Source organism: Verrucomicrobium spinosum DSM 4136 = JCM 18804, from assembly GCF_000172155.1.
Classification (GTDB): Bacteria; Verrucomicrobiota; Verrucomicrobiia; order Verrucomicrobiales; family Verrucomicrobiaceae; genus Verrucomicrobium; species Verrucomicrobium spinosum.
Genome location: NZ_ABIZ01000001.1, coordinates 577,599 through 602,972, shown reverse-complemented (window position 1 = coordinate 602,972; position 25,374 = coordinate 577,599). Strand labels below are relative to the sequence as shown.

19 protein-coding genes are annotated in these 25,374 nt (G+C 61.8%); 12 read left to right on the top strand and 7 right to left on the bottom strand.

Annotation, left to right across the window (positions count from 1 at the left end):
• Positions 1 to 61 precede the first annotated feature (61 nt).
• Both VSP_RS33475 and VSP_RS38800 read left to right on the top strand, forming a co-directional pair.
• Entirely contained in the window at positions 62 to 2,641 is a 2,580-nt protein-coding gene (locus VSP_RS33475; protein ID WP_081452354.1) for a glycosyltransferase, read from the top strand.
• A gap of 21 nt (positions 2,642 to 2,662) precedes the next feature.
• A complete protein-coding gene (locus tag VSP_RS38800) occupies positions 2,663 to 3,064 on the top strand; it encodes a toxin-antitoxin system YwqK family antitoxin (protein WP_009958445.1) in 402 nt (133 codons plus the stop codon).
• A 540-nt stretch (positions 3,065 to 3,604) separates the two neighbouring features.
• Here VSP_RS38800 and VSP_RS02245 read toward each other — a convergent pair.
• The 3 genes from VSP_RS02245 to VSP_RS02235 all read right to left on the bottom strand — a co-directional run bounded on the left by VSP_RS02245 (position 3,605) and on the right by VSP_RS02235 (position 6,428).
• Positions 3,605 to 5,161 (bottom strand): sodium:solute symporter family transporter, encoded by a 1,557-nt coding sequence (locus VSP_RS02245; RefSeq protein ID WP_044133853.1) that lies wholly within the window; start codon positions 5,159 to 5,161, stop codon positions 3,605 to 3,607.
• A 150-nt stretch (positions 5,162 to 5,311) separates the two neighbouring features.
• The gene (locus VSP_RS02240; RefSeq protein WP_009958443.1) at positions 5,312 to 5,650 is read right to left on the bottom strand and encodes a DUF485 domain-containing protein; all 339 of its coding nucleotides are present in this window, start codon (positions 5,648 to 5,650) and stop codon (positions 5,312 to 5,314) included.
• A 91-nt stretch (positions 5,651 to 5,741) separates the two neighbouring features.
• Positions 5,742 to 6,428, bottom strand: coding sequence for a hypothetical protein (locus VSP_RS02235; RefSeq protein WP_009958442.1), 687 nt, complete (start codon positions 6,426 to 6,428; stop codon positions 5,742 to 5,744).
• A gap of 100 nt (positions 6,429 to 6,528) precedes the next feature.
• Between VSP_RS02235 and VSP_RS02230 the strand changes: the two genes are divergently transcribed.
• Entirely contained in the window at positions 6,529 to 7,872 is a 1,344-nt protein-coding gene (locus tag VSP_RS02230; RefSeq protein WP_009958441.1) for a hypothetical protein, read from the top strand.
• 24 nt (positions 7,873 to 7,896) lie between these two features.
• On the opposite strand, the gene VSP_RS02225 is transcribed toward VSP_RS02230, so the two are convergent.
• The gene (locus VSP_RS02225; RefSeq protein ID WP_156345581.1) at positions 7,897 to 8,379 is read right to left on the bottom strand and encodes a hypothetical protein; all 483 of its coding nucleotides are present in this window, start codon (positions 8,377 to 8,379) and stop codon (positions 7,897 to 7,899) included.
• Between the two features lie 39 nt (positions 8,380 to 8,418).
• Here VSP_RS02225 and serA point away from each other — a divergent pair, with 39 nt between their 5' ends.
• From serA to VSP_RS33465, 3 genes are all read left to right on the top strand, one after another.
• Positions 8,419 to 10,149: a phosphoglycerate dehydrogenase gene (serA, locus tag VSP_RS02220; RefSeq protein ID WP_232289539.1), complete on the top strand. Its 1,731-nt coding sequence runs from the start codon at positions 8,419 to 8,421 to the stop codon at positions 10,147 to 10,149.
• A gap of 68 nt (positions 10,150 to 10,217) precedes the next feature.
• Complete coding sequence (locus tag VSP_RS02215) at positions 10,218 to 12,323, top strand: M3 family metallopeptidase (RefSeq protein ID WP_009958438.1); 2,106 nt, start codon at positions 10,218 to 10,220, stop codon at positions 12,321 to 12,323.
• 142 nt (positions 12,324 to 12,465) lie between these two features.
• Entirely contained in the window at positions 12,466 to 13,188 is a 723-nt protein-coding gene (locus VSP_RS33465) for a transposase (RefSeq protein WP_081452353.1), read from the top strand.
• A gap of 102 nt (positions 13,189 to 13,290) precedes the next feature.
• Here the strand turns inward: VSP_RS33465 and VSP_RS02205 are convergent, their stop codons facing one another.
• Positions 13,291 to 13,527: a ferredoxin gene (locus VSP_RS02205; RefSeq protein WP_009958435.1), complete on the bottom strand. Its 237-nt coding sequence runs from the start codon at positions 13,525 to 13,527 to the stop codon at positions 13,291 to 13,293.
• 106 nt (positions 13,528 to 13,633) lie between these two features.
• On the opposite strand from VSP_RS02205, the gene VSP_RS02200 reads away from it, so the two are divergent.
• Together VSP_RS02200 and VSP_RS33460 are read left to right on the top strand one after the other, a co-directional pair.
• Positions 13,634 to 14,563: a LysR family transcriptional regulator gene (locus VSP_RS02200; protein ID WP_029190107.1), complete on the top strand. Its 930-nt coding sequence runs from the start codon at positions 13,634 to 13,636 to the stop codon at positions 14,561 to 14,563.
• Positions 14,564 to 14,577: 14 nt separating this feature from the next.
• The gene (locus VSP_RS33460; protein WP_009958432.1) at positions 14,578 to 15,348 is read left to right on the top strand and encodes a YceH family protein; all 771 of its coding nucleotides are present in this window, start codon (positions 14,578 to 14,580) and stop codon (positions 15,346 to 15,348) included.
• Positions 15,349 to 15,371: 23 nt separating this feature from the next.
• Here VSP_RS33460 and VSP_RS02190 read toward each other — a convergent pair whose 3' ends face one another.
• Together VSP_RS02190 and VSP_RS33455 are read right to left on the bottom strand one after the other, a co-directional pair.
• Positions 15,372 to 16,277: a phosphatidylserine decarboxylase gene (locus tag VSP_RS02190; protein WP_009958431.1), complete on the bottom strand. Its 906-nt coding sequence runs from the start codon at positions 16,275 to 16,277 to the stop codon at positions 15,372 to 15,374.
• 10 nt (positions 16,278 to 16,287) lie between these two features.
• Positions 16,288 to 17,460, bottom strand: coding sequence for a class I SAM-dependent methyltransferase (locus tag VSP_RS33455; protein ID WP_009958430.1), 1,173 nt, complete (start codon positions 17,458 to 17,460; stop codon positions 16,288 to 16,290).
• 50 nt (positions 17,461 to 17,510) lie between these two features.
• Between VSP_RS33455 and VSP_RS02180 the strand changes: the two genes are divergently transcribed.
• From VSP_RS02180 to VSP_RS02165, 4 genes are all read left to right on the top strand, one after another.
• Positions 17,511 to 20,054, top strand: a complete 2,544-nt coding sequence (locus tag VSP_RS02180; RefSeq protein WP_009958428.1) for a transglycosylase domain-containing protein — start codon at positions 17,511 to 17,513, stop codon at positions 20,052 to 20,054.
• Between the two features lie 174 nt (positions 20,055 to 20,228).
• On the top strand, positions 20,229 to 22,922 hold the full coding sequence (locus VSP_RS02175; RefSeq protein ID WP_198141296.1) for a PSD1 and planctomycete cytochrome C domain-containing protein: 2,694 nt from the start codon (positions 20,229 to 20,231) through the stop codon (positions 22,920 to 22,922).
• A gap of 42 nt (positions 22,923 to 22,964) precedes the next feature.
• Positions 22,965 to 24,422, top strand: a complete 1,458-nt coding sequence (locus VSP_RS02170; RefSeq protein WP_009958426.1) for a DUF1501 domain-containing protein — start codon at positions 22,965 to 22,967, stop codon at positions 24,420 to 24,422.
• A gap of 213 nt (positions 24,423 to 24,635) precedes the next feature.
• A complete protein-coding gene (locus VSP_RS02165; protein WP_198141295.1) occupies positions 24,636 to 25,340 on the top strand; it encodes a DUF805 domain-containing protein in 705 nt (234 codons plus the stop codon).
• Positions 25,341 to 25,374 lie beyond the last annotated feature (34 nt).

Below are 25,374 nucleotides of genomic sequence, written 5' to 3'. Positions count from 1 at the left end.
ATGCGTCCGCAGAGTTACTCGTCTATCTGTAGAATCCCGCACCCCCTACCTGAGAATCGAGATGCTTTGCCCCCCGTCCTCCCCACCTTGCACGGCCCAATCCGGGTCAGGAGCATGGCGGGTCTCCGGCCGGTGGTTCCGGGAAGCAACGGGGGCCAAGGTGTACCTGCGCGGCGCGACCTATGGCCCTTTCAAGCCCAACGCCCAGAGCCAGCCCTGGCCCGAGGAGGCTCGGTTGCAGGATGACTTCCGCAAGATGGCGGAACTGGGCTTCAACACGGTACGTGTTTATGAGCTTCCCACCGGGACAGTCCTCCAGGCGGCCCGTGATCACGGACTTCGCCTGCTCGTGGGTGTCCCGTGGACCCAGCATGTGGACTTTCTGAGTGATCCCGCCATCCAGGCAGAGGCGATCGCCCGGGTGCAGGATGCTGCCCGCCGTTTTGGCACTGATCCGGTGGTGGCGGGGCTCCTGGTGGGCAATGAGATCGAAAAAACGCTGGTGCGCTGGATGCGACCGGAGCCCGTCCGGCGCTTTCTGGAAAAGCTCATCTCCGCGGTCAAGACAGAGGCCCCGGACCTCCCTGTCGCCTACGCCAGCTATCCGTCCACCGAGTATCTCGTCCCGAGAAATGCCGATTTTGTGGCCTTTAACGTCTTCCTGGAGAACGTGGATCGGTTCGCGGCCTACTTGAAGCGGCTCCAGATCCTGGCTGATGGCAAGCCCCTGGTCATTTCGGAGTTCGGGCTCGATTCCAAAACGCATGGCGAGGCCGCCCAGGCCCGGGCTCTGCAATGGCAGCAAGAGACCGTGCAACGCTCGGCTGTAGCGGGCAACTTCTGGTTCTCCTTCACAGACGAGTGGCACCGCGGAGGCGAGGAAGTCACGGCATGGGAGTTTGGCCTGGTGACACGTGACCGCCGGCCCAAGCTGGCTTCAGAAGCGCTCGCTGCCGCGCCCGCTGAGACACCCGCCTCACATCCCCGGATCTCCGTCATCGTCTGCACCCGCAACGGCTCCGCCACGCTGCGGAACTGTCTGGTCGCCCTCGGCACGCAGACGTATGCCAACTACGAAGTCCTGGTCATCGACGATGGTTCCACGGACGAGACCTCCGAAATCGCCCGGGAGTTCCCGTACGTGAAGTATCATCACCAGCCTCCGGGTGGCCTCAGCGCTGCGCGGAATCACGGCATGCGCCTGGCCAGCGGGGAAATCCTGGCCTACACGGATGATGACTGCATTCCCGACGAAGACTGGCTGAAGTGCCTGGCCCCGGCCTTCGACGAGCCCTCCTGGGTGGCTGCGGGCGGGCCCAACCTGCCGCCGCCGCCCCGCAATCTCACCGAGGCCTGTGTGGCTGCCGCTCCCGGAGCCCCAGCCCATGTGCTGATGGGCAACGAAGAAGCGGAGCACCTGCCCGGCTGCAACCTGGCCATCCGCAAAGCCTCCCTCGAAGCCATCGGTGGATTCCGTGTGGAATTCACCACGGCTGGCGATGATGTGGACGTCTGCTGGCGTCTTCAGGAACAAGGCGGGAGGCTGCGTTTCGTTCCTGCGGCCGTGGTCTGGCATCACCGCCGCTTCACCGTCAGCGCCTACCTTCGTCAACAGACTGGGTACGGTCTGGCTGAGGCGCTCTTGATCGGCCATTTCCCCAAGCGTTTCGCCTGGCTGGGCGGGGCTCGCTGGCGGGGTGCCATCTATGGGGATGACACCTATCACGGTGATCTGGAACGGCAGCACATTCACTTTGGCACCCATGGGCTGGCGCCCTTCCAGTGCATCTACAGCGGCAATGGCGACACTCTGGCGCACTGGATGAGCGGCCTGCCCTGGCTGGCGGGTTGTATTGCCGCCCTGCCCCTGGGTTTTCTGCACCTCGCCTGGCTGGGAATCCCGGCCGTCATGCTCGTGTTGTCCCTCCGGGTGGCCAACAAGCGCGCTGCCATGAATGACTTCATGCTCATCTCCCACACCTGGCGGCACCGGGCCCTGTTGTGGACGCTTTGTTTCATCCAACCGGTGGTCCGCGACTGGGCCCGACTGCGGGGCATGATGCGCTACCGCGCCCTGCCCAAGGGCAAACTGCAATGGCCGTGGAAAACAGCACCGTTGACCTTCGCGCCTGAGACACCTGAACGCACAGAGTTCGTCTTCTGGAGTGCTGACGGGGTGGGCCGCGAGGCCTGGCTGGAAGCCTTTGCCAAAGAGTTGCAGGAGACCTACGACCTGCGCTGCCGCCCCGCCGGGGACTGGAGCCTGTGGGATGGCAGCTTCGCGGACTCGGGCACCCGGCTTCGCTTCGTGACCGTGACCGAATATCATGGGGGCGGCAAATGCCTCACTCGCGTGAAAGCTGCGACGTGGAGCCCCGGCATCCCCTTGTTCTCCGCGTTGTTTTACCTTTCTCTGATTCTCGTGTGCTATCTGAATTGGGGAGGAGGGCTCCTCCTGCTTTCCATGGTGGTGCCCTACTTCATCCTGTTACTTGGCAGCTTTCTTGTCACACGACGGTTCAATGCTGCCGCCCTCCAGGCGGCCAAAGAGGTCGGTCTGATGCCCATCACCGCCAAGCAGACACCCTCTTGGCAGTCCCGCGATCTGCACGTCCCTGCGACGGCGCTTGATTCGCGCTGAGATTTCTGTGAACTAGTCGGCATGACGCGCCGCCTTCCCATCCTGCTCACCTGCCTCGTTGGCCTGGGTCTGGCCCTGGGGCTCCCCTCCTGTGAAAAGCCCAAGGAACTGCCGTACAAGGATCTGAAGTACCTCAACAACGCCTTTGCCGATCCCAAAACCGGCAAGGCCTTCACGGGGATTTCCAAAGACTACTACAAGGACGGCAAGTTGAAGGCGGAGTACCCGATCAAGAACGGCTACTACGAAGGCACCGTGAAGGAGTGGCACCCCAACGGCAAGCCCCTGGCCGAGACCGACTTTGTCAAAGGCGAACGCGTGGGCAAGAACCGCGAGTGGACCGAAGCCGGCCTCCTCTACCGCGAACGGGTCTATGATCACGACCGCATTGTTTCCGAGAAGAACTACGAGGCGGGGAAGTAACACAGCCTACTGAGTCACCCCAAGGAGCGGCGGTTTGTGCTTCCACAACCGCCGCTCCTTGGACGCACGAGTTGGCGTAGTCCCTGGTCGCTGGCACGAGGAAGCCATCCTTGCGTTCAAGAAATAGGCCTTACCCCTCACGCCAACGGCGTGATACATAAGAGCCCGGGGTCAGACCGCGAAGCGGTCGCCACCCCGGGTTGCGCGAGGTTGCGATGGAACTCCAAGGGAGTTCAACAGACCGTCCAGATCACCCGGAGACGGCCATCCTGCATGCGGTGAACACCTCAGGGATGCGGTCGCGGTTTGTAGAACTCACTTCGGAGTTCCGGTTCACGTGCCCGTGGACCCAGGGTGGCGGCTCGTGCCTCGCCTGACACTGGGCTGACTTGTACCACGCCGTTGGCGTGAAGCCTCCACACAGATGGCCAGCAAGTTCACGCGGTACGCGGAAACAAACCTCATGCATCGCAAAAAAGGCTGGATGCCTTGCGACATCCAGCCTTTGAAGTGGCTCTCCAGAACAATCTGCGGACAAAATCAGTGACCGCCGCCCTTCTCGGCACCCAGGCCGGTGTGGGCGCGAACCTTGAGTTCAGCAAATTTGGCCGCGGCTTCCGGGTCTGCCTTGGTGAGCACGGTGCCCAGATACGCCGCGAGGAAACCCAGCGGAATGCTCACGATGCCCGGGTTGTCCAACGGGAAGATGGCCCCTGCCTTGCCAAAGATGCCACTCGGGCTGAGCAGGATCAGCAAGATCGAGGAGGCAAGCCCCCCCACCAGGCCGCACACGGCACCGGCGGTGTTAAAGCGCTTCCAGAAGACGGAGAAGAGGATCACCGGCAGGTTGGCAGAGGCCGCGACGGCGAACGCCAGCCCAACGAGGAACGCGGCATTCACCTCTGGTCCAAGACCGATGGCAATCCCAATACTGACCGCCCCCACCACGAAGGCCGTGATGCGCGCCACGCGCACTTCCTCACCTGCGGTCTTCTCTTTGCCATGATGGATCACGTTCGTGTAGAAGTCATGGGCGAACGAGGTGGAAGCGCTCATGGTGAGGCCAGCCACCACGGCGAGAATCGTAGCGAAGGCCACCGCACTGATGAAGGCGAAGAACAGGTTCCCACCAAGGGCCAGCGCCAGAATGGGTGCCACCATGTTGGTGTCAGGCTTGCCTGCCGCCGTGGTGATGGCGGATTTCTCAAGAATGGTGGCAGCTCCGAATCCAAAGAACGTGGTGAGGATGTAGAACACCCCGATGATGGCCATGGCCCAGACCACGCTGGAGCGGGCGGTCTTGGCGTCCGGCACGGTGTAGAAGCGCACGAGAATGTGCGGCAGGCCGGCGGTGCCCAACACCAGGCCCATGGCCAGGGAGACCAGATCAAGCGGCCCCCAGGGGCCCGCCGCGATGACACCATACTTCAGACCGGGTTCCAGCAGGTTCTTGGGCGCAGCAGAGCCGCCGTAGTCAGCACGCGAGACGTGGTCAAAGAAGTTCGCCAGGCTGAAGCCGTGATGCTGGAGCACCAGGTAGCTGAGGAAGAAAGCACCAGCCATGAGGAGCACCGCCTTGATGATCTGAACCCAGGTGGTGGCGAGCATGCCGCCAAAGACCACGTACACCAGCATGAGCACACCCACCCCGATCACTGCAGGAGCGAAACTCAGGCCGAGCAGGCTCTTGATGATCACCCCGGCACCCACCATCTGGGCGATCATGTAAAAGGTGGAGACCGTGATGGTGCTCAGCGAGGCCATAGCCCGGACCGGGCGGGGGCTCAGACGATAGGCCAGCAGGTCGGCCATCGTGTACTTGCCCGCGTTGCGCAGCGGCTCCGCCACCAGGAAAAGCACGGTGAGATAGGCCACCAGGAACCCGACGGAATACATGAAGCCGTCATAACCCAGGAAGCAGATCATGCCGGAGATGCCCAGGAAGCTGGCGGCACTCATGTAGTCGCCCGCCACGGCCAGACCGTTTTGCCAGCCGGTGATGCTGCGGCCGGCAGCAAAGTAAGCGGCGGAGCCTGTGGCCTTGCGGGCACTGAAGAACGTGATGACCAGAGTGAGAACCACGAAGACGAGGAACATGCCCAGAGCGGTGTAATTAACACCGCCCGTGTGGGCTGGGGCAGGGCTGGCACTGGCACTGGCCGCCTGGGCCAGGAAGAGGGAGAGGACGCTCATGAGTGAGAGAGGATCGGAAGGGAGAAGTGAGGTGAGGAAGGACCAGGGGCCAGATTATTTCTCAAGATGCGCCTCGGCCAGCAAGGCGGCATTCATCTTGTCCCACTTGCCCGCCTGGCGGACATAGAGAGCCGCCAGGATCCAGGCCATGAAGAACTGCGACAGTGCGAAGAGGTAGGCCAGGTTCACCTTGCCCAGAACCTCCTTCTTCATGAACTCCGGGAACCAACCCACGGAGATGGGCAGCGCAAAAAAGTAGATCAGGAAAAACACCGTCATCTTCGTCAGGAAACGCGTCTTCACGCGAAGCAGTTCCTGAAAAGCGGGGCGGGCGGCAATGCTGTCCCACTCAGGGGCAGCCGTCTTGTGGACATTTGGGTTCTCCGAAGGCATGGCGCAGAGGCTAGGGTATCCTCATACGCCGTGGCAAGCGCGGAATTGCGGCAATCTGCGGGCATCTTAGCCAGATGCAAGCAGGTGCGACTCAACGCACGACCACCTTCTTTTTTCCGAGAAGTTTCCAACCGTAAAAGGCGGCTCCTCCAAGCACGGCAATGCAAAACAAGATGATCGCCCAAGGCTTGGGGTTCACGATGCTGGTCACTTGTGAGGGCTTGTTGCTCAGCACCTCCGTCAGCTTGTAGCGGAAGCGCACATCCTGGCCGTGGCTGTTGTAGAAGCCGGAATTGGTGCCCCCGATGGTGCCATCAAAGTGAGTCTTGTACTGCACATAGTTGAAGTCGCCCAGCTCGGCCTTCGGCTCCCCCTGACCGAGCTTGCGTTCGATGGTGGTCTTGCCCCCCTCCTTCTTCACCGTGAAGACCCCGGCCACGATGGCGGCAGGTGCATTCTTGGCGATGGCTTCATTGAGCTTGTCGATCGACTTGAACTTCAGCTTCAGCTTGGCCACCGGCTTGCGGTCTGCGCTCACTTCGTAGGACACCAGCGTCACGCCGTCCAGATCTTCAAAACGCTTCTGGATCTTCGCCGGGGCAAACTCGGCCTGGATGGCATCATACTTGGACACCAGGGAGTCCGGCAGGTTGATGGTGACGAGAGCCTCGCCTGAAAGGTCCTTGTGAATCACCATGTCCTCTTCGTAATCCAGGCACGAGGAAAGCAGCATGGTGGCGGCAAGTGCCGAAAAGACGGTGGTGAGGCGGTGCAACATGCGCGATGGAGGAGCAGTGATGCGCCGCCCCGTCAAGTGGAAGCATCGTTTGACACCACGGGAGTCGTTTATTAGGTGCGTGCCCAGTCGGCCCCTTTGCATGAATCCGCCCCTTTTGGAGGAACTCGCCTCCCCTGAATCCGAGCAGCTTAACCGCGTGAAAGCGGTGCGGGCAGCCATGCCGGAGGGCGGCATGTTCCGGGACAAGGACTGGCAGGTATCCCCCTCTGCCCTGCCGCTGCCGGCAGATGTGGTGAAGCGCATTCATGCACTCGGTCCGGCCACGGCCGCGTTTCAGGCGGCGTGCAACCGCCTCTACCAGGAGGCTGTGGACACCCCTTCCCTCCAATGGGTGGCGCGTGTTCTCGATCAGGGCAAACCGGAGCGCATGGTCGCCCTGGGCCGCAACTCGCGCTGGAAGGACGCCCTACCCCGGGTGATCCGCCCGGATCTGGTGTGGACGGAAACCGGCCTCAGCATCACCGAGCTGGACAACCTGCCGGGAGGGATCGGTCTCACCGGATGGATGGGCCAGACTTACTCCGCCATCGGCGAGGACGTGCTGGGCGGTCCCGCCGGCATGATGGATGGCTTTGACCGCGTCTTCCCTGATCATGACATCCTCGTCTCCCGCGAAGCCGCAGACTACGAACCGGAGATGGCCTGGCTGACCGCTCAGCTCAATGCTCGTGACGGGGGAGGACGGCGGGTCCTCAACCCCTGGTCCATCCAACCACGAGATCTTCAGGGCAAGGATGTGTACCGCTTCTTCGAGCTGTGGGACACCGACAACGTGGAACACGCCGAGGCGCTGCTGAGCATGGCGGAGGCTGGCGAGTTGCGCTTCACGCCTCCCATGAAACCTTATCTGGAGGAGAAACTCTGGCTGGCCCTCTTCTGGTCGCCCGCCCTGCGCCGGTGGTGGGAGGCAGCGCTGACCCCAGACCACCTCCAGCTCCTGAAGGAGTCGATACCCTACGGTTGGACCCTCGATCCCACCCCGCTGCCCCTGCACGCGGAATGGCCGCGCCTGGGCATTCACGACTGGCAGGAGATGAAACGATTCGGCAGCCGGGAGCGCGAATTGGTCGTAAAAATCAGCGGCTGGTCAGAGAAGAGCTGGGGTTCCCGCGGGGTGAAGATAGGCCACGATCTGCCCCAGGACGAGTGGGCCGAGGCAATCGACGAGGCTCTGGACTCGTATCCCGGCAATCCCTACCTGCTCCAGAGGTTTCACCGGGCCAGGGTGCTCACCCACCCCAGGCATGACCAGGCCAGCGGTCGCATCGTCCCCATGCAGTGTCGCGCCCGGCTCTGCCCCTACTACTTTGCCCACCATGGCGAGGTGACACTCGGCGGCGTGCTGGCCACGATCGTGCCCGCAGACAAGAAGCTGCTGCACGGCATGCGGGATGGGGTGATGATCCCCTGCAAAGCCAGGTAGGCACGCCCGCTTCCCGTTCCACGGTCAACCTGCGGCATCGGTTGGCGGCTCCGCCACTTTGACCCATAGCCCCTGAAAACGGGCAGCCCCCTCCGTATCCACGAAGACCTGCAACCGCACCAGGACGTAGCCTTTCTTCAGCAGACTCACATTGTTCGACTTGTGGGCCACCTCCGACTCGGCCGTACGACACCACACGGTCATGCCCGGAAGCTTTTTCTTAAACACCTTGCGATACTGGCTGGCCCCGCCCTGCACCCTCCCCTCATTGCGGATGGGTGCGTAACTGTCCTTCGTGTGTTTGGACCAGGCCTGAGTGTCTGTGTCGAGGTCTGACCACTCGGTGAACACCGCCTCCTTCGTGTCATCAAAGAAGGCCAGCATTTCCGTCGGAGTAGCAGCTTTTTGCCCATCGGCAGGCTCGGCTCCTGAGACCGGCAGGAGTCCCAAAATGCCAGCCAGCACCCCAACCGCCAGCGCCATTCTGCAAAGGAAAAACGAACTCATGGCTCGGAATTATTCCAGAGAACCGCAGGATGAACAAGCTTGAATCTGCGTTCCGGCACCACCACCCCGCCTCCCGCCTGCTCACCCGAACAGCCCGTTGGGTTCATCCCGGAGATTCACTCGTCGCTTGAGTGCCCTGCGGTCCGTGCTACGCTGAGCGTCCCTATGGCCAAATTCCACATCCTCGTTGCTGATCCCATTTCGCAGACCGGCATTGATTTGCTCCAGGCGGAGCCGTCCTTCGAAGTCGTCGTGAACCTTGGCCTGAAAAAAGAGTCCGACTTCTGCGAGGCAGCCAAGGATGCAAATGCGATCGTGGTGCGCAGCGGCGTGAAGGTGACCGCCAAGGTCATGGAAGCCGCCCCGAACCTGAAAGTCATCGGTCGCGCGGGCGTGGGCGTGGACAACATCGACGTCCCGGCCGCTTCGAAGCGCGGCGTGGTGGTGATGAACACCCCTGGCGGCAACACCATTTCGACCGCGGAGCATGCCTTTGCCCTCATGACCTCCCTGGCCCGCAAGATCCCCCAGGCCCACGCCAACGTGGCGAGCGGCAAGTTTGACCGCAAGACCTTCCAGGGGACCGAGCTCAACAAGAAGACCCTCGCCGTGCTTGGCATGGGCCGCATCGGTGCAGAGTTCGCCAAGCGCGCCCAGGCTTTCGGCATGCGCGTGGTGGCCTATGACCCCTACCTCAGCGCCAACCGCGCCGAGATGCTCAAGGTGGAGCTGGCCGACAATCTGGATGACGCCGTGAAAGACGCGGACTTCATTACAATGCACATGCCACTCACGCCCGAGACCAAGCACATGCTCAATGAAGAGCGCATGCGCAAGATCAAGAAGGGTGTCCGAATCATCAACTGCGCCCGCGGTGGTCTGGTGGATGACAACGCCCTGGCCAAGCTCCTGGAAGAAGGTCACGTGGCCGGTGCAGCTCTGGACGTGTACGAAGTGGAGCCCCCGCCCGCAGACTACCCCCTGCTGAAGGCCCCGAACGTGGTCTTCACCCCGCACCTCGGCGCCTCCACGGATGAAGCCCAGGAGTCGGTGGGGATTGAAATCGCCGAGCAGGTGAAGGCCAACCTTCTGGAAGGCACCGTGGTGAACGCGGTGAACATGCCCAACGTGGATCCCAGGACGCTCGCCGCCATCGGGCCGGCCCTTCGTTTCGGTGAGATCCTGGGCCGCCTCATTTCCCAGATCGCTCCTGCCCGCGCCGAGAAACTGCGTGTGAACTACAGTGGCAAGCTGGGTGAGATGGACACGACGCTCGTCTCGCGCGGCGTGCTGAAAGGCTACCTTGAGAAGCCCATCGGTGCCGATCAGGTCAACCTCATCAACGCAATCGGCACGGCCGAAAACCTCGGCCTGCGCTTCACGGAAAGCCGCGTGCCCGGACCGACGGAGTTCACAGACCTCATTGAGGTGCAGGTGGGCTCGGGCGACCAGACTGCCGTCATCGCCGGCACCTTCTTCGGTGGCGATCCCCGCATCGTGAAGATCAACGGCCGCCGCGTGGAAGCCAAGCCGGAAGGCACGCTCCTGCTGCTGGAAAATGACGACCGCCCCGGCATGATCGGTGCCTACGGCACGATCCTCGGCCAGCACCAGGTGAACATCGCCAACATGTCCCTGAGCCGCAACGAAGAGGGCGGCACGGCAATGACGCTGCTCACCCTCGACACCGCCCCGGCTGACGTCGTGATCAAGGATCTGGAAACCATCCCCGGCGTGAAAAGAGTGTACTGCATGGTGCTGGATTCGTAATCCTGCACAGTCCCTGCTCCGTTTTTCCGTCCTCTCCTGCCCTGCCGGTTCAGCCGGCACCCCTCACCATGTCCCATCCCTTCCTCGACGACTCGTTTTATGTCCGCTGGTCCACCCTCTCCCCGGAGGCGGTTGAGCCTGACATCACCAAGGCGCTCGAGGAAGCGGAGACCCGGCTCAGTGCCGTGATCGGGCAGCAGCGCGGTGGCCTCACCTTCGAAAGCGTGATGCTGGGTTACGAAGAGGCCCTTCGTGGGCTGAATGAGTCCTGGGGTCTGGTGACCCACCTGGTGTCCGTCTGTGACTCCCCCGCCCTGCGGGAGGCTCACAACGGCATGCTGCCGAAGGTCAGCGCGTTCTTTGCCAAGATCCCGCTCAACAGCGAGCTTTGGGACCTCATCCTCACCTACAGCAACACAGATGAAGCCCGTGGCCTGACCGGCCTGCGTCGCCGTACGCTGGATGAGACGCTCGCCTACTTCCGCCAGCATGGTGCGGAACTGCCTGCCGAGAAGAAAAAGCGCCTTGAGGAACTGGAGTCTGAGCTCTCCCAGGCCACCCAGAAGTATTCAGAGAACGTGCTCGACTCCACGAACGCCTGGGAGCTGGTGTTCGACGATGCTGAGAAGCTCAAGGGGCTGCCCGAAACCGCCCTGGCCGCTGCCAAAGCTGATGCCCTGGCCAAAGGACTCGGCAGCGAGGAATCCCCCAAGTACCGTCTCACGCTCAAGGCTCCGTCCATCATCCCCGTGATGGAACACCTGGAAGACGACGCCATCCGCAAGCAGGTCTGGACCGGCAGCTGCTCCATCGGCAACGGCGGCCAATACGACAACACGGATCTCATCTGGACGATCCTGCGCCTGCGCCATGAAAAGGCCCAACTGCTGGGCAAGGCCAATTTTGCAGACTACATCCTGGAGCGCCGCATGGCCAAGACCGGCGCCACCGCCCTGCAGTTCACGGAGCGCCTGCACGCCCGTGTGAAGCAGACCTTTGACCGGGAGGTCGTGGACCTTCAGGAATACAAGGCGGACCAGACCGGCTCGGATGTCAAACTCCTCGAACCCTGGGAAATCGCCTTCTGGAGCGAGAAACGCCGCCAGGAGCGTTATGAATTCGATTCCGAGGAGCTCCGCCCGTACTTCCCCGTCGTGGGCGTGCTGGACGGCATGTTCAAGCTGGCCGAGCGGTTGTTTGAAATCACCATCACAGAGCGCCCCTCGGTGTTTCACCCCGTGGGCCAGACTCCGGCCGACGCTGACGCTGGCTCGCCGGTGGAAGTCTGGCATCCTGAGGTGAAGCTCTACGAAGTGCGCAACAAGGAAGGCGTGCACACCGGCAGCTTCTACGCCGACTGGCACCCGCGCGATTCCAAACGTGGCGGCGCCTGGATGAACTATCTCAAAGGCGGCTGGCCCGGTGACAGCGGTCGCGAGCGCCGACCCCACCTGGGTCTGATGTGCGGCAACATGTCCCCGCTGGTAGAAGGCAAGCCCGGCCTCCTCACGCATGATGAGGTGTGCACCGTGTTCCATGAGTTTGGCCACCTGCTGCACCAGCTCCTGGGTACCGTGGAAATCCCGAGCATGAACGGCGTGAACGTGGCCTGGGACTTCGTGGAACTGCCGTCCCAGCTCATGGAAAACTTCTGCTGGGAGCGGGAGAGCCTCGACTTCTTTGCCAAACACCACGAGACCGGCGAGCGGATCCCGGACGTTCTCTTCAAGAAGATGTTCGCCGCGCGCAACTACATGAGTGCCGTGGCGATGATGCGCCAGCTCTCCTTTGGCAAGTTGGACCTCGAACTCCACATGCACTACGCCACGGAGCAGGCCGCCGATCTCGACGCGCTCACCCGCCGCATCGTCAACGACTACACCTTCCCCACCGAGACGCGCCCGCCCACGATGGCCCGCCGCTTTGGCCACCTCTTCAGCAGCCCCGTCGGCTACGCCGCCAGCTACTACAGCTACAAGTGGGCCGAGGTGCTCGATGCGGATGCCTTCACCCGCTTCCAGCACGAAGGCGTGCTCAACCCCGTGGTCGGTCGCTCCCTGCGTGACTGCATCCTCAGCAAAGGCAACAGCGAAGATCCCGCGAAGCTCTTCCGCGACTTCATGGGCCGCGATCCCGATCCGGATGCGCTGCTCGTGCGCGCGGGGCTTGCTTGAGCCGCTTCACGGGAAATCATCTGGTAGCGCAGATTGGCAATCTGCTGTGCCGCAGATTGGCAATCGGCATCAGTCGCGAGGCCTGTGAGATGTTTCGGCGAAATAACGCTCGAAACCGTCCCAGGCCTCACTACTTTTTGCCATGGATCACCCAGATGAATCCAAGCAACTTGACCGCATTCGCTTCCAGATGCGGATTCAAGGAAAGGCCCCCGAGCAGCTGCCGCCTCTGCTTTCTGGCATACATACGCGAGGATACCTCCCCCATGTGAAGCGGGAAGGTGCTTGGTACTTTGTGACATTTCGACTGGCGGATTCTTTGCCGACATCCGTGTTGGCCAAGTTGGAGTTCGAGCTCGAAAATAGCAGGCATGAAGTCGGTGGCGAAAGCCGGGGGCTTACTGCCTCAGAACGAAAGAAGGCCAGGCAGCGGATGATTGAGCGTTACTTGGATCAGGGGGCCGGTGCCTGCTGGCTGCAAAGGCCTGAGGTCGCTCAGATGGCGGTTGAAGCCCTGAAACACTTCAACGGAATTCGGTATGAGCTGGATGAGTGGGTGATCATGCCCAACCACATTCATCTCGTGCTGCTCCCTCTGGCCAACCATTCGCTCAGTTCCATTTTACACAGTCGAAAGCGGTTGATCGCCCGTGAGGCGAACAAACTTATTGGAAAAACCGGAGAGAGTTTCTGGCAACCGGAGTCATACGATCATTGGATTCGCAGTGACGAAGAAATGGCCCGGATCAAAGAATACGTCCGGCAGAATCCTGTAAAGGGGAGGCTATGCGAGTCCGCTGATGAATGGCCTTGGGGAAGTGCCTGCCGGAATGCCGGGAAAGGTGATCAGGAGACAATCGACTGATGCCGATTGCCAATCGGCGGCACAGCAGATTGACAATCTGCGCTACGCTGTCGCACATGCCCCACCCCAGACCTCAAGTCTGGCAGTCTGGCGTCTCTCTCCCTACTCCTCCCCATCGATCCCAATGGACTCCGTCGGGCAGTGGTTCATGGCCTCGTTCACGATTTCCTTTTCCTCCGCGGTCTCTGGCTGCCGCATCACATAGGACAGGCCCGTGTCCTCATCGAGGCCGAAGTGCCGGGGTGCGATCTCCCGGCAGCCGTGGCAGTCGATACAGTCGGTGTCCACGTAGTAAGGGCCTTGGTGGTTGGCAGGAGCTTTGGAATGAGGGTTGGGCATGACTCGCGGGAGTTGAAATGAAGTTTGAGGTTTGAATTTTGAAGTTTGCCTTCTGAAGTCTCCCACGCGCTTCCCGTTGCTAGAAATTCATTAATGTCATACATTCATGCGTATGAGGCATGAATACCTTTCCACCCGGCCCGTGGACCTCTACTCCATGCACCTGTTCGAATTGGTGGCGACACAAGGGGGCTTCACCCGCGCGGCGGAGCTCGCGGGCATTTCCCAGAGCGCAGTGACGCGCCAGATTCAGGGCATGGAGCACCGCTTGGGCGTGACGTTGCTGGAGCGCACCACCCGCAGGGTCACGCTGACGGAGGCTGGATACGCCCTGCTGGCAGAAGCCCGCCAGCTCAATGGAGCCCTGGAAACCGGGTTGCGAAGGTTTCGGGAAGAACATGTGGATGCCGCCAAAACAGTCCGGGTCGGTTTCTCCCGCTCCGTCGGGCTGGCCTCTCTGCCGGGCATCCTGCTGCCATTTCACCGCAACTCGCCGGAAGTGCGCATGCAAGTCTCACACGAGGCCGGATCGGGGCTGCTCACGGCTTTGCTGGATCACCGCCTGGACATCGCGATCCTGACGGCTCCGGAGAAAATCAATGCCGCGCTTCAGGTGCAGCATAGCTTCGCCGATGAGTTTGAGCTCATCGTCGGGGCCCAGGCTACCCTTCCGCCGGGCCCTCCTCCCTGGCCCGCAGCGACGCTCCAGGCGTGGCTCGATCGCCAGACCTGGATGCACCTCAGCCAGCAGAGCCATACTGGACAGAAGCTGGCAGGCTGGCTCAAGGAGCAGCACTACCCCCACACTCCGGCCATGGAGCTGGACAACTTCGAGATCCTCATTCAGCTCGTCGCGATGGGGTTGGGGGCAAGTTGGGTGCCGCGTCGCGCCCTGGCGGCGTATCCCAGAAAGAAGGCTCTCCAGCGGGTGCCGCTACCCCGGCGGTTTGAGCGGCAGATCGTCATGGTCACCCGTCGCACCCATACGTTGCCAAAACACATCCAGGACTTGATCGAAGGAGTGCTCTTTAGCTAGACTCGCAACTCACCATGGACATGGACACCGACCCCACCGCCTCTGAAGCTGAATCCCAAGTCGAAGCCCCGACGCTCATCCCCCTCACCGCAGAGCAGGTCCGGGTGCTGGGCTGCTTGATTGAGAAGGAGGGCACCACCCCCGAGGCCTATCCTCTGACCCTGAATGCCCTGGTCAACGCCTGCAACCAGACCACCAATCGCGAGCCGGTGGTGCGCTACGATGAGGACACCGTGCTGGAGGCGCTGGACGGCCTGAAACGCCGCGGCTATGTCCTGCAGCTCACCCTGGTGGGCGCTCGGGTGCAGAAGTACAAACACACGCTGGGCACCAAGTTTGGCTTCTTGACCAAACCCGGCATCGCCCTCCTGGCGGTCCTGATGCTGCGCGGGGTGCAGACTTCTGGCGAGCTGCGTCAGCGGACGGAGCGGCTCCACGCCTTTGCTGACATTCCTGCTGTGGAACATGAGCTGCACAAACTCATCGACTACCCTAGCCACCCCCTGGCAGTGCAATTTGCCCCCGGCGGCGGGCGCAAGACGGTGACCTTTGCCCATCTGCTGTCCGGCTTGGTGGAACCCGGTGTTTTCAGCGCGCCAAGCCTCGCCGTAGCGGCGGCGACAGCCTCGCCAGCAGCTGTGTACGACGCGGACTGGCGCGGGCGCATGGAGCAGGAAGTGGCAGCCCTCCGCGCCGAGGTCGCGGAGCTGCGCTCGCTCATCGCGCCGGGCTCAGTGCACTCACCACAGGAGGAGACTGACACCGGCTCCCGCTATATCCCGTAGGCGACTTGGCGATTTCAGCGAACTCAGGGCGTCATGGTCTTTGTGGCCATGACGTCCCCCATCCGGGCATACATCTCGATGCCCTTGCTGCTCTGCTCAAGCAGGTCAGGGGAAAACTTGATCCGGCCAGGTTCAAAGATCGTGATGACGCAGGAGCCGCCGAAGGTGAAATACCCCTTCTCTTCTCCCTTGGCCACCTCTGAGCCGAGACGGTAGGTCTGGTGGGTGGAGCCCACACAGGTCGCACCGATCTCAAGACACAGCACCTCGCCGAACGCCCTAGTCTTCACCACCGTAATGTATCGCTTGTTCTCCCACAAGAGCGTGGGTCGCTGCCTCAGGGCGATGGGGCTCACCGAATAGAGGGGGCCATTGATGAGCCGGGCCCTGCCGGGGAGCCCACCCACCGGAAAATGGAAGCGGTGGTAGTCCACCGGGCACAGTCGGGAGATCAGCAGGGATCCTCGCAGGTACTTCTCCGCCAGGGCGGCATCGCCCAGCAGGGCCGTAAGGTTGAACGACACGCCTTTGACGAAGATGCCGTCGTTGGTGCCGATGTCCGGGATGGCAAAGTGCCGGCCATCCGCGGGAAAGGCCACGTCTTCTGGCTCGGGTGTGATGGGCCGGGCCTCTGGCTTGAGGCGCCGGGCGAAGAAGGCGTTGAAACTGGGAAACCGCTGCGGATCGCCCGCCATCTCCTCCACGGAGATGTGATACTTCTCGACGAAGGGCTGCACCCGCTGCCGGCTCTTCCACTGGCTCATGCGGCGGCCATACCACTTGGAGAAAAGGGATCGCTTCACCAGCACCCACACGGCGACCCGCCCCAGGGGCTTTTCGTAAGCCCAGCGCAAGAATCCTTCACCATAGATGGTCTCGGTCTCTGTCTGACGGGTATAGCGGTTGTAGTAAGTGACTGGCTCTGACATGCAATGGGTTCTAGTGGATGGGAGCGGACTCCATGCCAAGTCTGCGCAACGCAGCCGCCCGGCGGCCCGCGTCAGGCTCTGCCTTGCTTTCCCAGCCGCCTTTCTGAAGCGCAAGGATGTGGAAGGCGTGACCGAGGTGCCCGGGATGGGTGAGCGTTTGAAACTGGCGCAGCCAGGCGGGATCCGGTGAAAACCCAGGCCGACGGAGCAAGTGCGCCGCAACGTGCGTGAGAAAGCGGCCCTGCTCAATGAATTCCATCACCGTCATTCCCAGCGCAACGGCCTGCTCTGCGAGACGGGTGAAGTTCACATGGGCCGTAAGGTCGGCCTCGCCGAGATTCTCCAGCACCCGGTCATCTGTCCGGTGTTGACAGTAGCGCCGGAGGGTCCCGCCATTGCGTTCTGGAATGTAGTACTCCCTGGCAGCATGCCCGTAGTCAGCCAGCAGGATCTCGCCAGTGAAGGCGCTCTGCGAGACTTCTGCCAACCAGCCCAGCATGGCCACATTCAGCTCAGTGACAAAGCCAATGGGGAAATCGTTGCCAAGGCGCTCCAGCTCGACCTGCAGGCCCGGTGTAGAGGGCGGCCCCTGCACAAACTCGAACGCCCCATCCCCACGGGTGGTCACATGCAGCTCCTTCCACCCCTCGGAGGTGAACTCGATCCGATGAACGGCAAAGGCATCCAGCAACTCATTGCAGATCAGGAGTCCCTGAACTTCCGGGACTTCCGCCCAAGTCGCGGCGTGGCTCAGATGAGCCGCAAACTCCGGCCCCAAACGGGCCTGCTGAGCCTCCCGAAGGGTCTCATCGGGCTCAATGATGACGTACCTGAGACTGACCGCCAGTTCCGGGTGATGACGGTGCACGGCTTCCACCAAGTCCCGGGCCAGTGTGCCATCATGCGCCCCCTGCTCAAGGACGGCGAACCGCTCCGGACACCCCGCGGCTGTCCACACGCCAGTGGCATGTTCCGCGAGCAATTCACCGTAGAGCGGGCCCACGCTGACACTGGTGTAGAAATCGCCGCCCCGCCCGATCCGGCGCACCCCCTGGCGATAGTATCCCACGAGTGGCTCATACAGAGCGAGTTGCATCACCTCCGCCCAGGGGGCAACCTTTCCCGGGGCACTGGCCAGCCGTTCAAGAAGCAGTTCCGGGACCCGAGGGATTGCATTCGCCATGTGAGATTTGGCCGCTATACTGCTTTCTCCCCTCAACGTAAACTGCCGAAATGTCCGATCAGGAAGTCAATCCCATTGCCCGCAGCTTGATGAAGAGCAAGTCTCCCCGCCCACCGGGCAAGGGGGGCAACGTCCGGCGGCGGGTGCCGATCTACAAGCGCGGATGGTTCGGCGCACTCGTGGTGGTGACGCTCATCATCGGTGTGACCGCCTTCGGCATGATCATGGCCATCCTAGCCCCGCTTCAGGAGCAGGCCGAGTCCCTGGACATCACAGATCTCCAGAAGATCGAAGTCGCCAGCCGCATCATGGACCGCAAGGGGGAGGAACTGGGCAAGATCTACGTGCAAAACCGCACGCCCATCAAGGTGGATGACGTGCCGATGCACTTCATCCAGGCCCTCACCTCCGCGGAAGACTCCCGGTTCTTCCAGCACAGTGGTGTGGATGTGATGGGCATCCTGCGCGCCATTTGGCTGAACTACAAGGCGGGCGAAGAGAATCAGGGCGCAAGCACCATTACGCAGCAGCTGGCGCGTGGCGCCTTCGACCTGAAGAAGATGGAGACGACCGACAAGAACTCCCGCTATCAACGCAAGATCGTGGAGTGGTTCGCAGCCGAGCGCATCGAGAAGAAATACTCCAAGTCCGAGATCCTGGAGATGTACTTGAACCGCATTTACTTTGGTGCCGGTTTCTATGGCATCCAGGCGGCCTCCAAAGGCTACTTTGGCAAGGAAGTGCGCGACATCACCCTGCTGGAAAGCGCCACCCTCTGCGGCCTGATCAAGAGTCCCAACAATCTGCAGCCCCTGCGCCACCCAGAGCGCTCCAAGAAGTCCCGCAACCACGTGCTGGATCGCATGTACGAGGAGGGCTACATCTCAAAGGATGAGCGCGACACTTTCTCCGCCCAGCCGGTAGTGACCTCCCCCCGCACCACGGACAATCGCCTGAGCTACGTCTATGAAGAAATCCGCCAGCAGGCCATCGCCATCATTGGTGAGGAGGCGGCCCAAATCGGCGGGTTCAACATCTACACCTCCATCGATGGCCAGCTCCAGCGGACGGCCGAGGCTTCTGTCAAGACACGCATGGAGGAGGTGGAAAGCACCCCGGGCTACAAACACCAGACCTTCTCCTACTACCGCGCCCTGCTGGAGGAGTACAAGAAGAGGATCAACGCCAAGACCATTCCAGAAGACACGCCCAAACCCCAACCGGAATACCTCCAGACGGCGGTGCTGGCGATCGACAACCGCGATGGCGGCGTGCTGGCCATGGTGGGCGGGCGTGACTTTGTGGACAGCATGTTCAACCGTGCGGTGCAGTCCCGCCGCCCTGCCGGGACGGCCTTCCTCCCCTTTGTGTATGCCACGGCATTCCAGAGCCCGGACTACTTCCCTCCCCAGCGCCTGAAGGATGGCCCGCTGGACAACCGCTACGTGATGATCGGCGGCCTTCAGGGCATTCTGGGAGAGTGGGGCACGGAGCAGGATGCCCGCCTGGTGTATGGCACCAGCATCTCCGCCCGCGAAGCCCTGAGCCAGAGCCGCACGGCCGCCACCGCCCGTCTGGGACTTGAACTGGGACTGCCCGCAGTGAAGGACCTCGTCACGAGAGCTGGCATCAAATCCCCGCTTCGCGATTACCCCAGCTCCTTCCTCGGAGCCAGCGAGGTGAAATTGGACGAGATGTGTCTGGCCTACAGCGCCTTCGCGAACAAAGGCATGCGTCCCAAGAAGATTTCCATCATCCACCGCATCACCGACCACGGCGGCAATGTGATCTTCCAGGTGAAGCAGGATGAAGAAGTGCTGACGGAGGCCATGGATGAAGTGGCCGCTTATCAGACCCACTCCTGCCTGGTGGACGCACTCCGCCAGGGCACGGGCAAGAAGGCTTACGACGACTACGGTCTCAAGGACTTCCCTGCCGCAGGCAAGACGGGCACTCACTATGAGTTCAAGGACCTTTGGTTTGTGGGGTACACCAGCGCAGTAACCTGCGGTGTGTGGTGCGGGTTCGACCAGCAGAAACAGATCTATGAAGGGGCCTTCAGCAACAAGGTGGCCCTGCCCATGTGGGCGGACGTGATGAATGCCTCCATCAAGGACTACAAGCCGGAGGAAATTCTCCCGCCCCACGACATGCAGATGGTGGAAGTGTGCCGCCGCAGCGGACTGCGTGCACTGGACACCTGCTACGACAAGATCCCTGACCCGGCCACCGGCAAAATCCGCGCCGTCCGCAACACCTACCGCGAGGCCCTGCGCCAGCGGTCCAACTTCGATGTGTTTTGCGACCTGCACCGCAACGGCGAACTGCGCGATGACATTGCCGGGCTCGGCTCCGCCACCATCCAGGAGCAACTCGTCACCCAGGCACCGGAGGTGGCCAACGTCTCCCCTGTTCGCATGAAGGGGCTCACTGTGCTGGGAGCCGACCCTTACAACACGGTGCAACCCGTGCTGCGGGCCGAACCCGTGCTGGAAGACGGCTCCACGGTGCAGCGGGCCATTCCGGTCGAAGACCCACAGGAAAAGACGACTCCGATCAAGCTGGCCCCGCCGCCGCCGATGAAGCTGGACTGATGCATTTCGGAGGCAAGTTTTGCCCCCTCTCTCCTAAGGCAGTCGCCAAAGGAGACATAAAAGTACCGCTTTCTTAAAAAGATTGTCAATCCAGGGCCGTTTCCAAGCCCTGCGGAAAGAGCGCGATGGGAGGGTCGTAGTTGAACGCATCGGGCCATGTGGCCCATGGCGTTCATGTCCCCGTCTCTCCTCCCCCTTCGTCATCGCCAGAACTTCGTGCTCGCCGCCGTGGCGGCCTCCAGTCTGGCTGGATCGCTGCTCCAGGCTGCGGCCCCTGCACCGGAGTTCCGCCCAGACCAACGCCTGACTTATGAGAAGGACGTGCGCCCGGTCTTGAAGGCGCATTGCTTTCACTGCCATGGCGAGGACGGCGAAGTCAAAGGAGGCCTTGACGTGCGGCTGCGTCGCTTCCTCGCCCAAGGGGGTGACACGGGACCGGCAATCGTACCCGGCAAGGCCCATGAAAGCCTCCTCCTGGAAATGCTAAAATCAGGCGAGATGCCCAAAGGGGCCAAAAAGCTAAGCCAACCAGAAATCGCCATCCTGGAGGAGTGGGTCAATCAGGGCGCGAACACCGCCCGGCCGGAACCGGAGAAACTGGGACCAGAGTACGCTTTCACGGACGAGGAGCGCGCCTGGTGGGCCTTCCAGCCCATCCAGTCGCCACGCGTGCCGGACATGGGGCCAGAGGTGGAGAACCCCATCGACGCCTTTTTGCTCTATCACCTGCGCCAGCAGGGCCTGGAGTTGTCTCCCGAAACCACCCCCGCCTCTCTGGTGCGACGCGCCACGTTTGACCTGACCGGCCTGCCGCCCTCCCCCGAGGAGGTGGCCGCCTATGAGGCCGACACCCGGCCAGGTGCCTATGACAGGCTCATCACCCGCCTGCTGGAGTCGCCTCACTATGGCGAGCGTTGGGGACGCCACTGGCTGGATGTAGCAGGTTATTCCGACTCAGACGGCTACACGGAAAAAGACACCGAGCGCCTGCATGCCTTCCGCTTCCGTGACTATGTCATCAAGTCCTTGAACCAGGACAAACCCTTTGACCAGTTCATCCGCGAACAACTCGCTGGTGATGAAATGGTCCCACAGCCCTATCGCAACCTCTCTGCGGACGCTGCTGAAAAGCTGGCCGCCACAGGCTTCCTGCGCATGGCTGCCGACGGCACCGGCACCATGGACGACAAGACCTCCCGCAATGCGGTGCTGGCCGACACCATCAAAATCATGGGCAGCGCCCTCTATGGCATGACCATCGACTGCGCCCAGTGTCATGACCACCGTTATGACCCCATCACTCATGCGGACTACCACCGCATCCGTGCCCTCCTCGAACCCGCTCTGGACTGGAAGAAGTGGAAGGCCCCCAACGCCCGCCTTGTCTCCCTCATGAGTGACGCACAACGCGCGGAGGCCGCCGCCATTGAGGTGGAGGCGAAGAAGCTGGACGACATCCGCCTTGCCAGGCAGGCCGAGTTCATTGACGCCACCCTGGAGAAGGAACTCGCCAAACGTGAAGAGGCCCTGCGTGACCCGCTGCGTACCGCCTACAAAACAGAGGTCAAGAAACGCTCGCCGGAGCAGGTGAAGCTGCTGGCCCAACACCCGAGCATCAACAAGCTCAGCGGCGGATCGCTCTATCTCTACGACACGACCTACAAGACCAAACACGCCGCCGAGCTGAAAACCATGGCCGATGCTGCCGCTGCTGTGCGGGCGAAGAAACCAAAGGAGGAGTTCGTCCAGGCCCTGACCGAGCCTGTGGGGGCCACGGTGCCGGTGACTTACATCTTCCACCGGGGCGATCCCGACCAGCCCAAGAAAGCGGTGACCCCGGGAGATCTCACCATCCTGGGCGGCAGCCGGAATGTGGATGTCCCGGTTAAAAACAACAGCCTGCCCACCAGCGGACGCCGCCTGGCATTCGCCCAGTCGCTCACCGACGGTACCCACCCCCTGCTGGCCCGCGTGATGGTCAACCGCGTGTGGATGCACCACTTTGGCCGCGGCATCGTCACCAGCGCCGGAGACTTTGGCCATCTGGGACAGCGACCGAGTCATCCCGAACTGCTGGACTGGCTGGCAGACCGCTTCATGAAGGAAGGCTGGAGCCTGAAGAAGCTCCACCGGCTCATCATGACCAGCCATGCCTACCGCCAGACCTCCACACGCGATCCTAGGAAAGAACAACTCGACCCCGACAATGCCCTGGTGGGCCGCATGAACGTGCGCCGGCTGGAGGCCGAATCTCTGCGGGACGCCATGATCACCGTGGCAGGCAAGCTCACCCCCAAGATGTTCGGCCCGCCTGTGCCGATCATGTACAACGAAGAAGGCCAGGTGGTGGTGGGGATCGACACCGCCGACACGGCAGGGCGGCAGACCGGCAAGATCATCCCGCTGAAAGGCGAGGAATACCGGCGCAGCATTTACATCCAGGCCCGCCGCACCCGGCCCTTGGGCATGCTGGAGACCTTCGATGCTCCCACTATGATGGAGCCAAACTGTGCGGAGCGCCCCCGCACCACGGTGAGCCCGCAGTCTTTGTTGCTCATGAACAATGGATCCATGCGCGAGTATGCACAGCTCTTCGCCACCCGCCTGCAAAAGGAACGCCCTGCCGATGTGCCCGCCCAGGTACGCCGCGCCTATGAACTGGCTTACGGCCGCCCGGCCGTGCCGGAGGAAACCACGCGCGCCGTGGAATTTGTGACAGCCCAGATGGGCTTTTACAAGGAACATCCCGCCCCGCTGGAATACGCCGTGGGACCACCCTCCAAGACCTATGCAGATCCGGCACTGCTCAGCCTCGCGGCCCTCTGCCACGCGCTCATGAGCGCGAATGAATTCCTCTACGTTGACTGACCGATCACTCCCCTGGAACGCCGTTTTTCTGTCCTTCGCCCCATGAACTCTGGAGCCTGCAACCCCTTCTCCCGCCGCCACTTTCTTTCCTCGAACGCCTACGGCATCGGTTCCGTGGCCCTGGCCTGGTTGTTGAAGCAAGAAGGCCTGCTGGCCTCCAGCGAGCGGCTCAAGACCCAGCACTTCGACCTCCTGGCCAAGCCCGCCCACAAGCCGCCGCAGGCCAGGGCCATGATCTCCATGTTCATGCAGGGCGGCCCCAGCCACATCGATCTCTTTGACCCCAAACCCGAGCTCACCAAACACGACGGCAAGAGCTACACCGGTGAGATCAAGCAGGATGACGCCGCCGGTGCCAGCCTGGAAATGATGGGCAGCCCATGGAAGTTCAAAAAGCACGGCCAGAGCGGCATGGAGATGTCGGAACTCGTGCCGCACATGGGCAGCATCGCCGATGACATCACGCTCATCCGCTCCATGCACACCGGGGTGAACAATCACGGCCAGTCCATCTATGCCCTTATGAACGGCCGCATCGTGGGCGGCCGCCCCACCCTGGGGAGCTGGGTGACCTACGGGCTTGGCTCCGAGAACCAGGACCTGCCTGCCTATGTGGCCCTCACCGACCCCCGCGGCGTGCCCGTCTTGGGGGTGGACAACTGGTCCAACGGCTGGCTGCCTTCCCTCTACCAAGGCACTGTCATCCGTCCTCGTGAGCCCCGCATCCTCAATCTCGACGCCCCCATGTCCCTCCGCGGCGAGGCCCAGGACCGCTACCTCGGTTTCCTCGGCCAGCTGAATCAAGAGCACCTGGCCCGCCGGCCGGGCGAGTTCGATCTTGAGGCCCGCATTCAGAGCTTTGAACTGGCCGCCCGCATGCAGACCGCGGCCAAGGAGGCCCTCGACATCAGCAAGGAGAGTGAGGGTACAAGGAAACTCTACGGCATTGATGATCCCGCCACCCAGGAGTTTGGCACCCGTTGCCTCATCGCCCGCCGTCTCGTGGAACGCGGCGTGCGCTTTGTGAGTCTCTTCACCGGCAACCAGACCTGGGACCACCACGCCTCTATCGGCACCGGCCTCCCTGCTGCCTGCAAATACGTGGACAAGCCCGCCGCCGCCCTCGTCATTGATCTCAAGGACCGTGGCCTGCTGGACAGCACCGTCGTTCATTGGGGCGGAGAAATGGGCCGCCTGCCCGTCATCCAAAACCGCGCGGGCGGCAAGAACGACCGCAGCAAGGTTGGCCGTGACCACAACACCTATGGGTTCAGCATGTGGGTCGCCGGCGGCGGCTTCAAAGGCGGGTACGTCCACGGTGCCACCGATGAGTTCGGCCACCATGCCGTGGAGAATGTGGTCAACCACTATGACTACCACGCCACCCTCCTCCACCTGTTTGGTCTTGATCCGAAAAAGCTGAGCTACAAGCGCAACGGCACCGATCAAGTGCTCGTGGAAAACGCCGAGGCCAGGGTGGTGACGGAACTGCTGGCGTAAGAGCGTTGGATTGCGTTCAAAACTCCGCTGCTCCCCACTCAGCAGAACCGGAGTGCGGAGAATGGGTGTCAGATTCGGATCATGTTCTCTGTGGCGTTTTATCTTGCGCCACGTGATAGTGTATTTAACTTGATCTGCCCCCTCAGCTGAAGCAGCACCGGTCACGCTGCTTTTCGCCTGGTTGGCTTTTGCCTATCTTTCATGGAATCCGACATGTCCTTTCAGCTTTGGGCCTTGGAGTTTGGTCCTTTCATCGCACTGAATATTCTGTTTGTGGTTGCCGCATTAACGGCGCGCGTCGCAGGGAAGCAGTGGCTAATCGCCTTCGCAGGTTGCCGAGTGATGAACTTGGGAGCAACACTGCTTGCAAACCGCGAGTCGTACTTTCCTGATTTGCCCTGGTCTATCGTGGCTTCTCTGACACTGTTTTACGGCTATTTCTGCCTGGGAATGTTTCTCGTTTCGCTGTGGGCCGACAAGCGCATGCGCAGCATCTCCGTGAACGAACTCTTCAGGCTTTCAGGGCGCCTGCCACGTTCCATTTTCTGGATGACTTTCCTTCTGCTTCTGTATGCGGGAGGCAATATCGCGATTACTATGGAGAATCTCCCGTATCATCAAAAGGCTCCCGGGAACGGGACGCTGAATTTCTGGCCAGCTTGGATTGCCGCCTCCCTTCCCATTCCTGTCCTGGTGTGGGTGACCCTTTCGATCCACGTGAAGCGTTTGCATGACATCGGTAGATCCGGCTGGCTCTCACTGTTGATCTTTGTTCCTGGGGTGGGCGCGGTCGCCACTGCAATCATAGGATCGCTCCCTGGATCAGATGGAGAAAACGTGCATGGCCCGTCTTATGGGCACCCTCATGTCGAAGACCCATGGCAGCCAACAAAAGACAACCAGACGTTGTCCGCATAGTCGCTCCCGTACACTTGGGCATCTACGTCCGCTC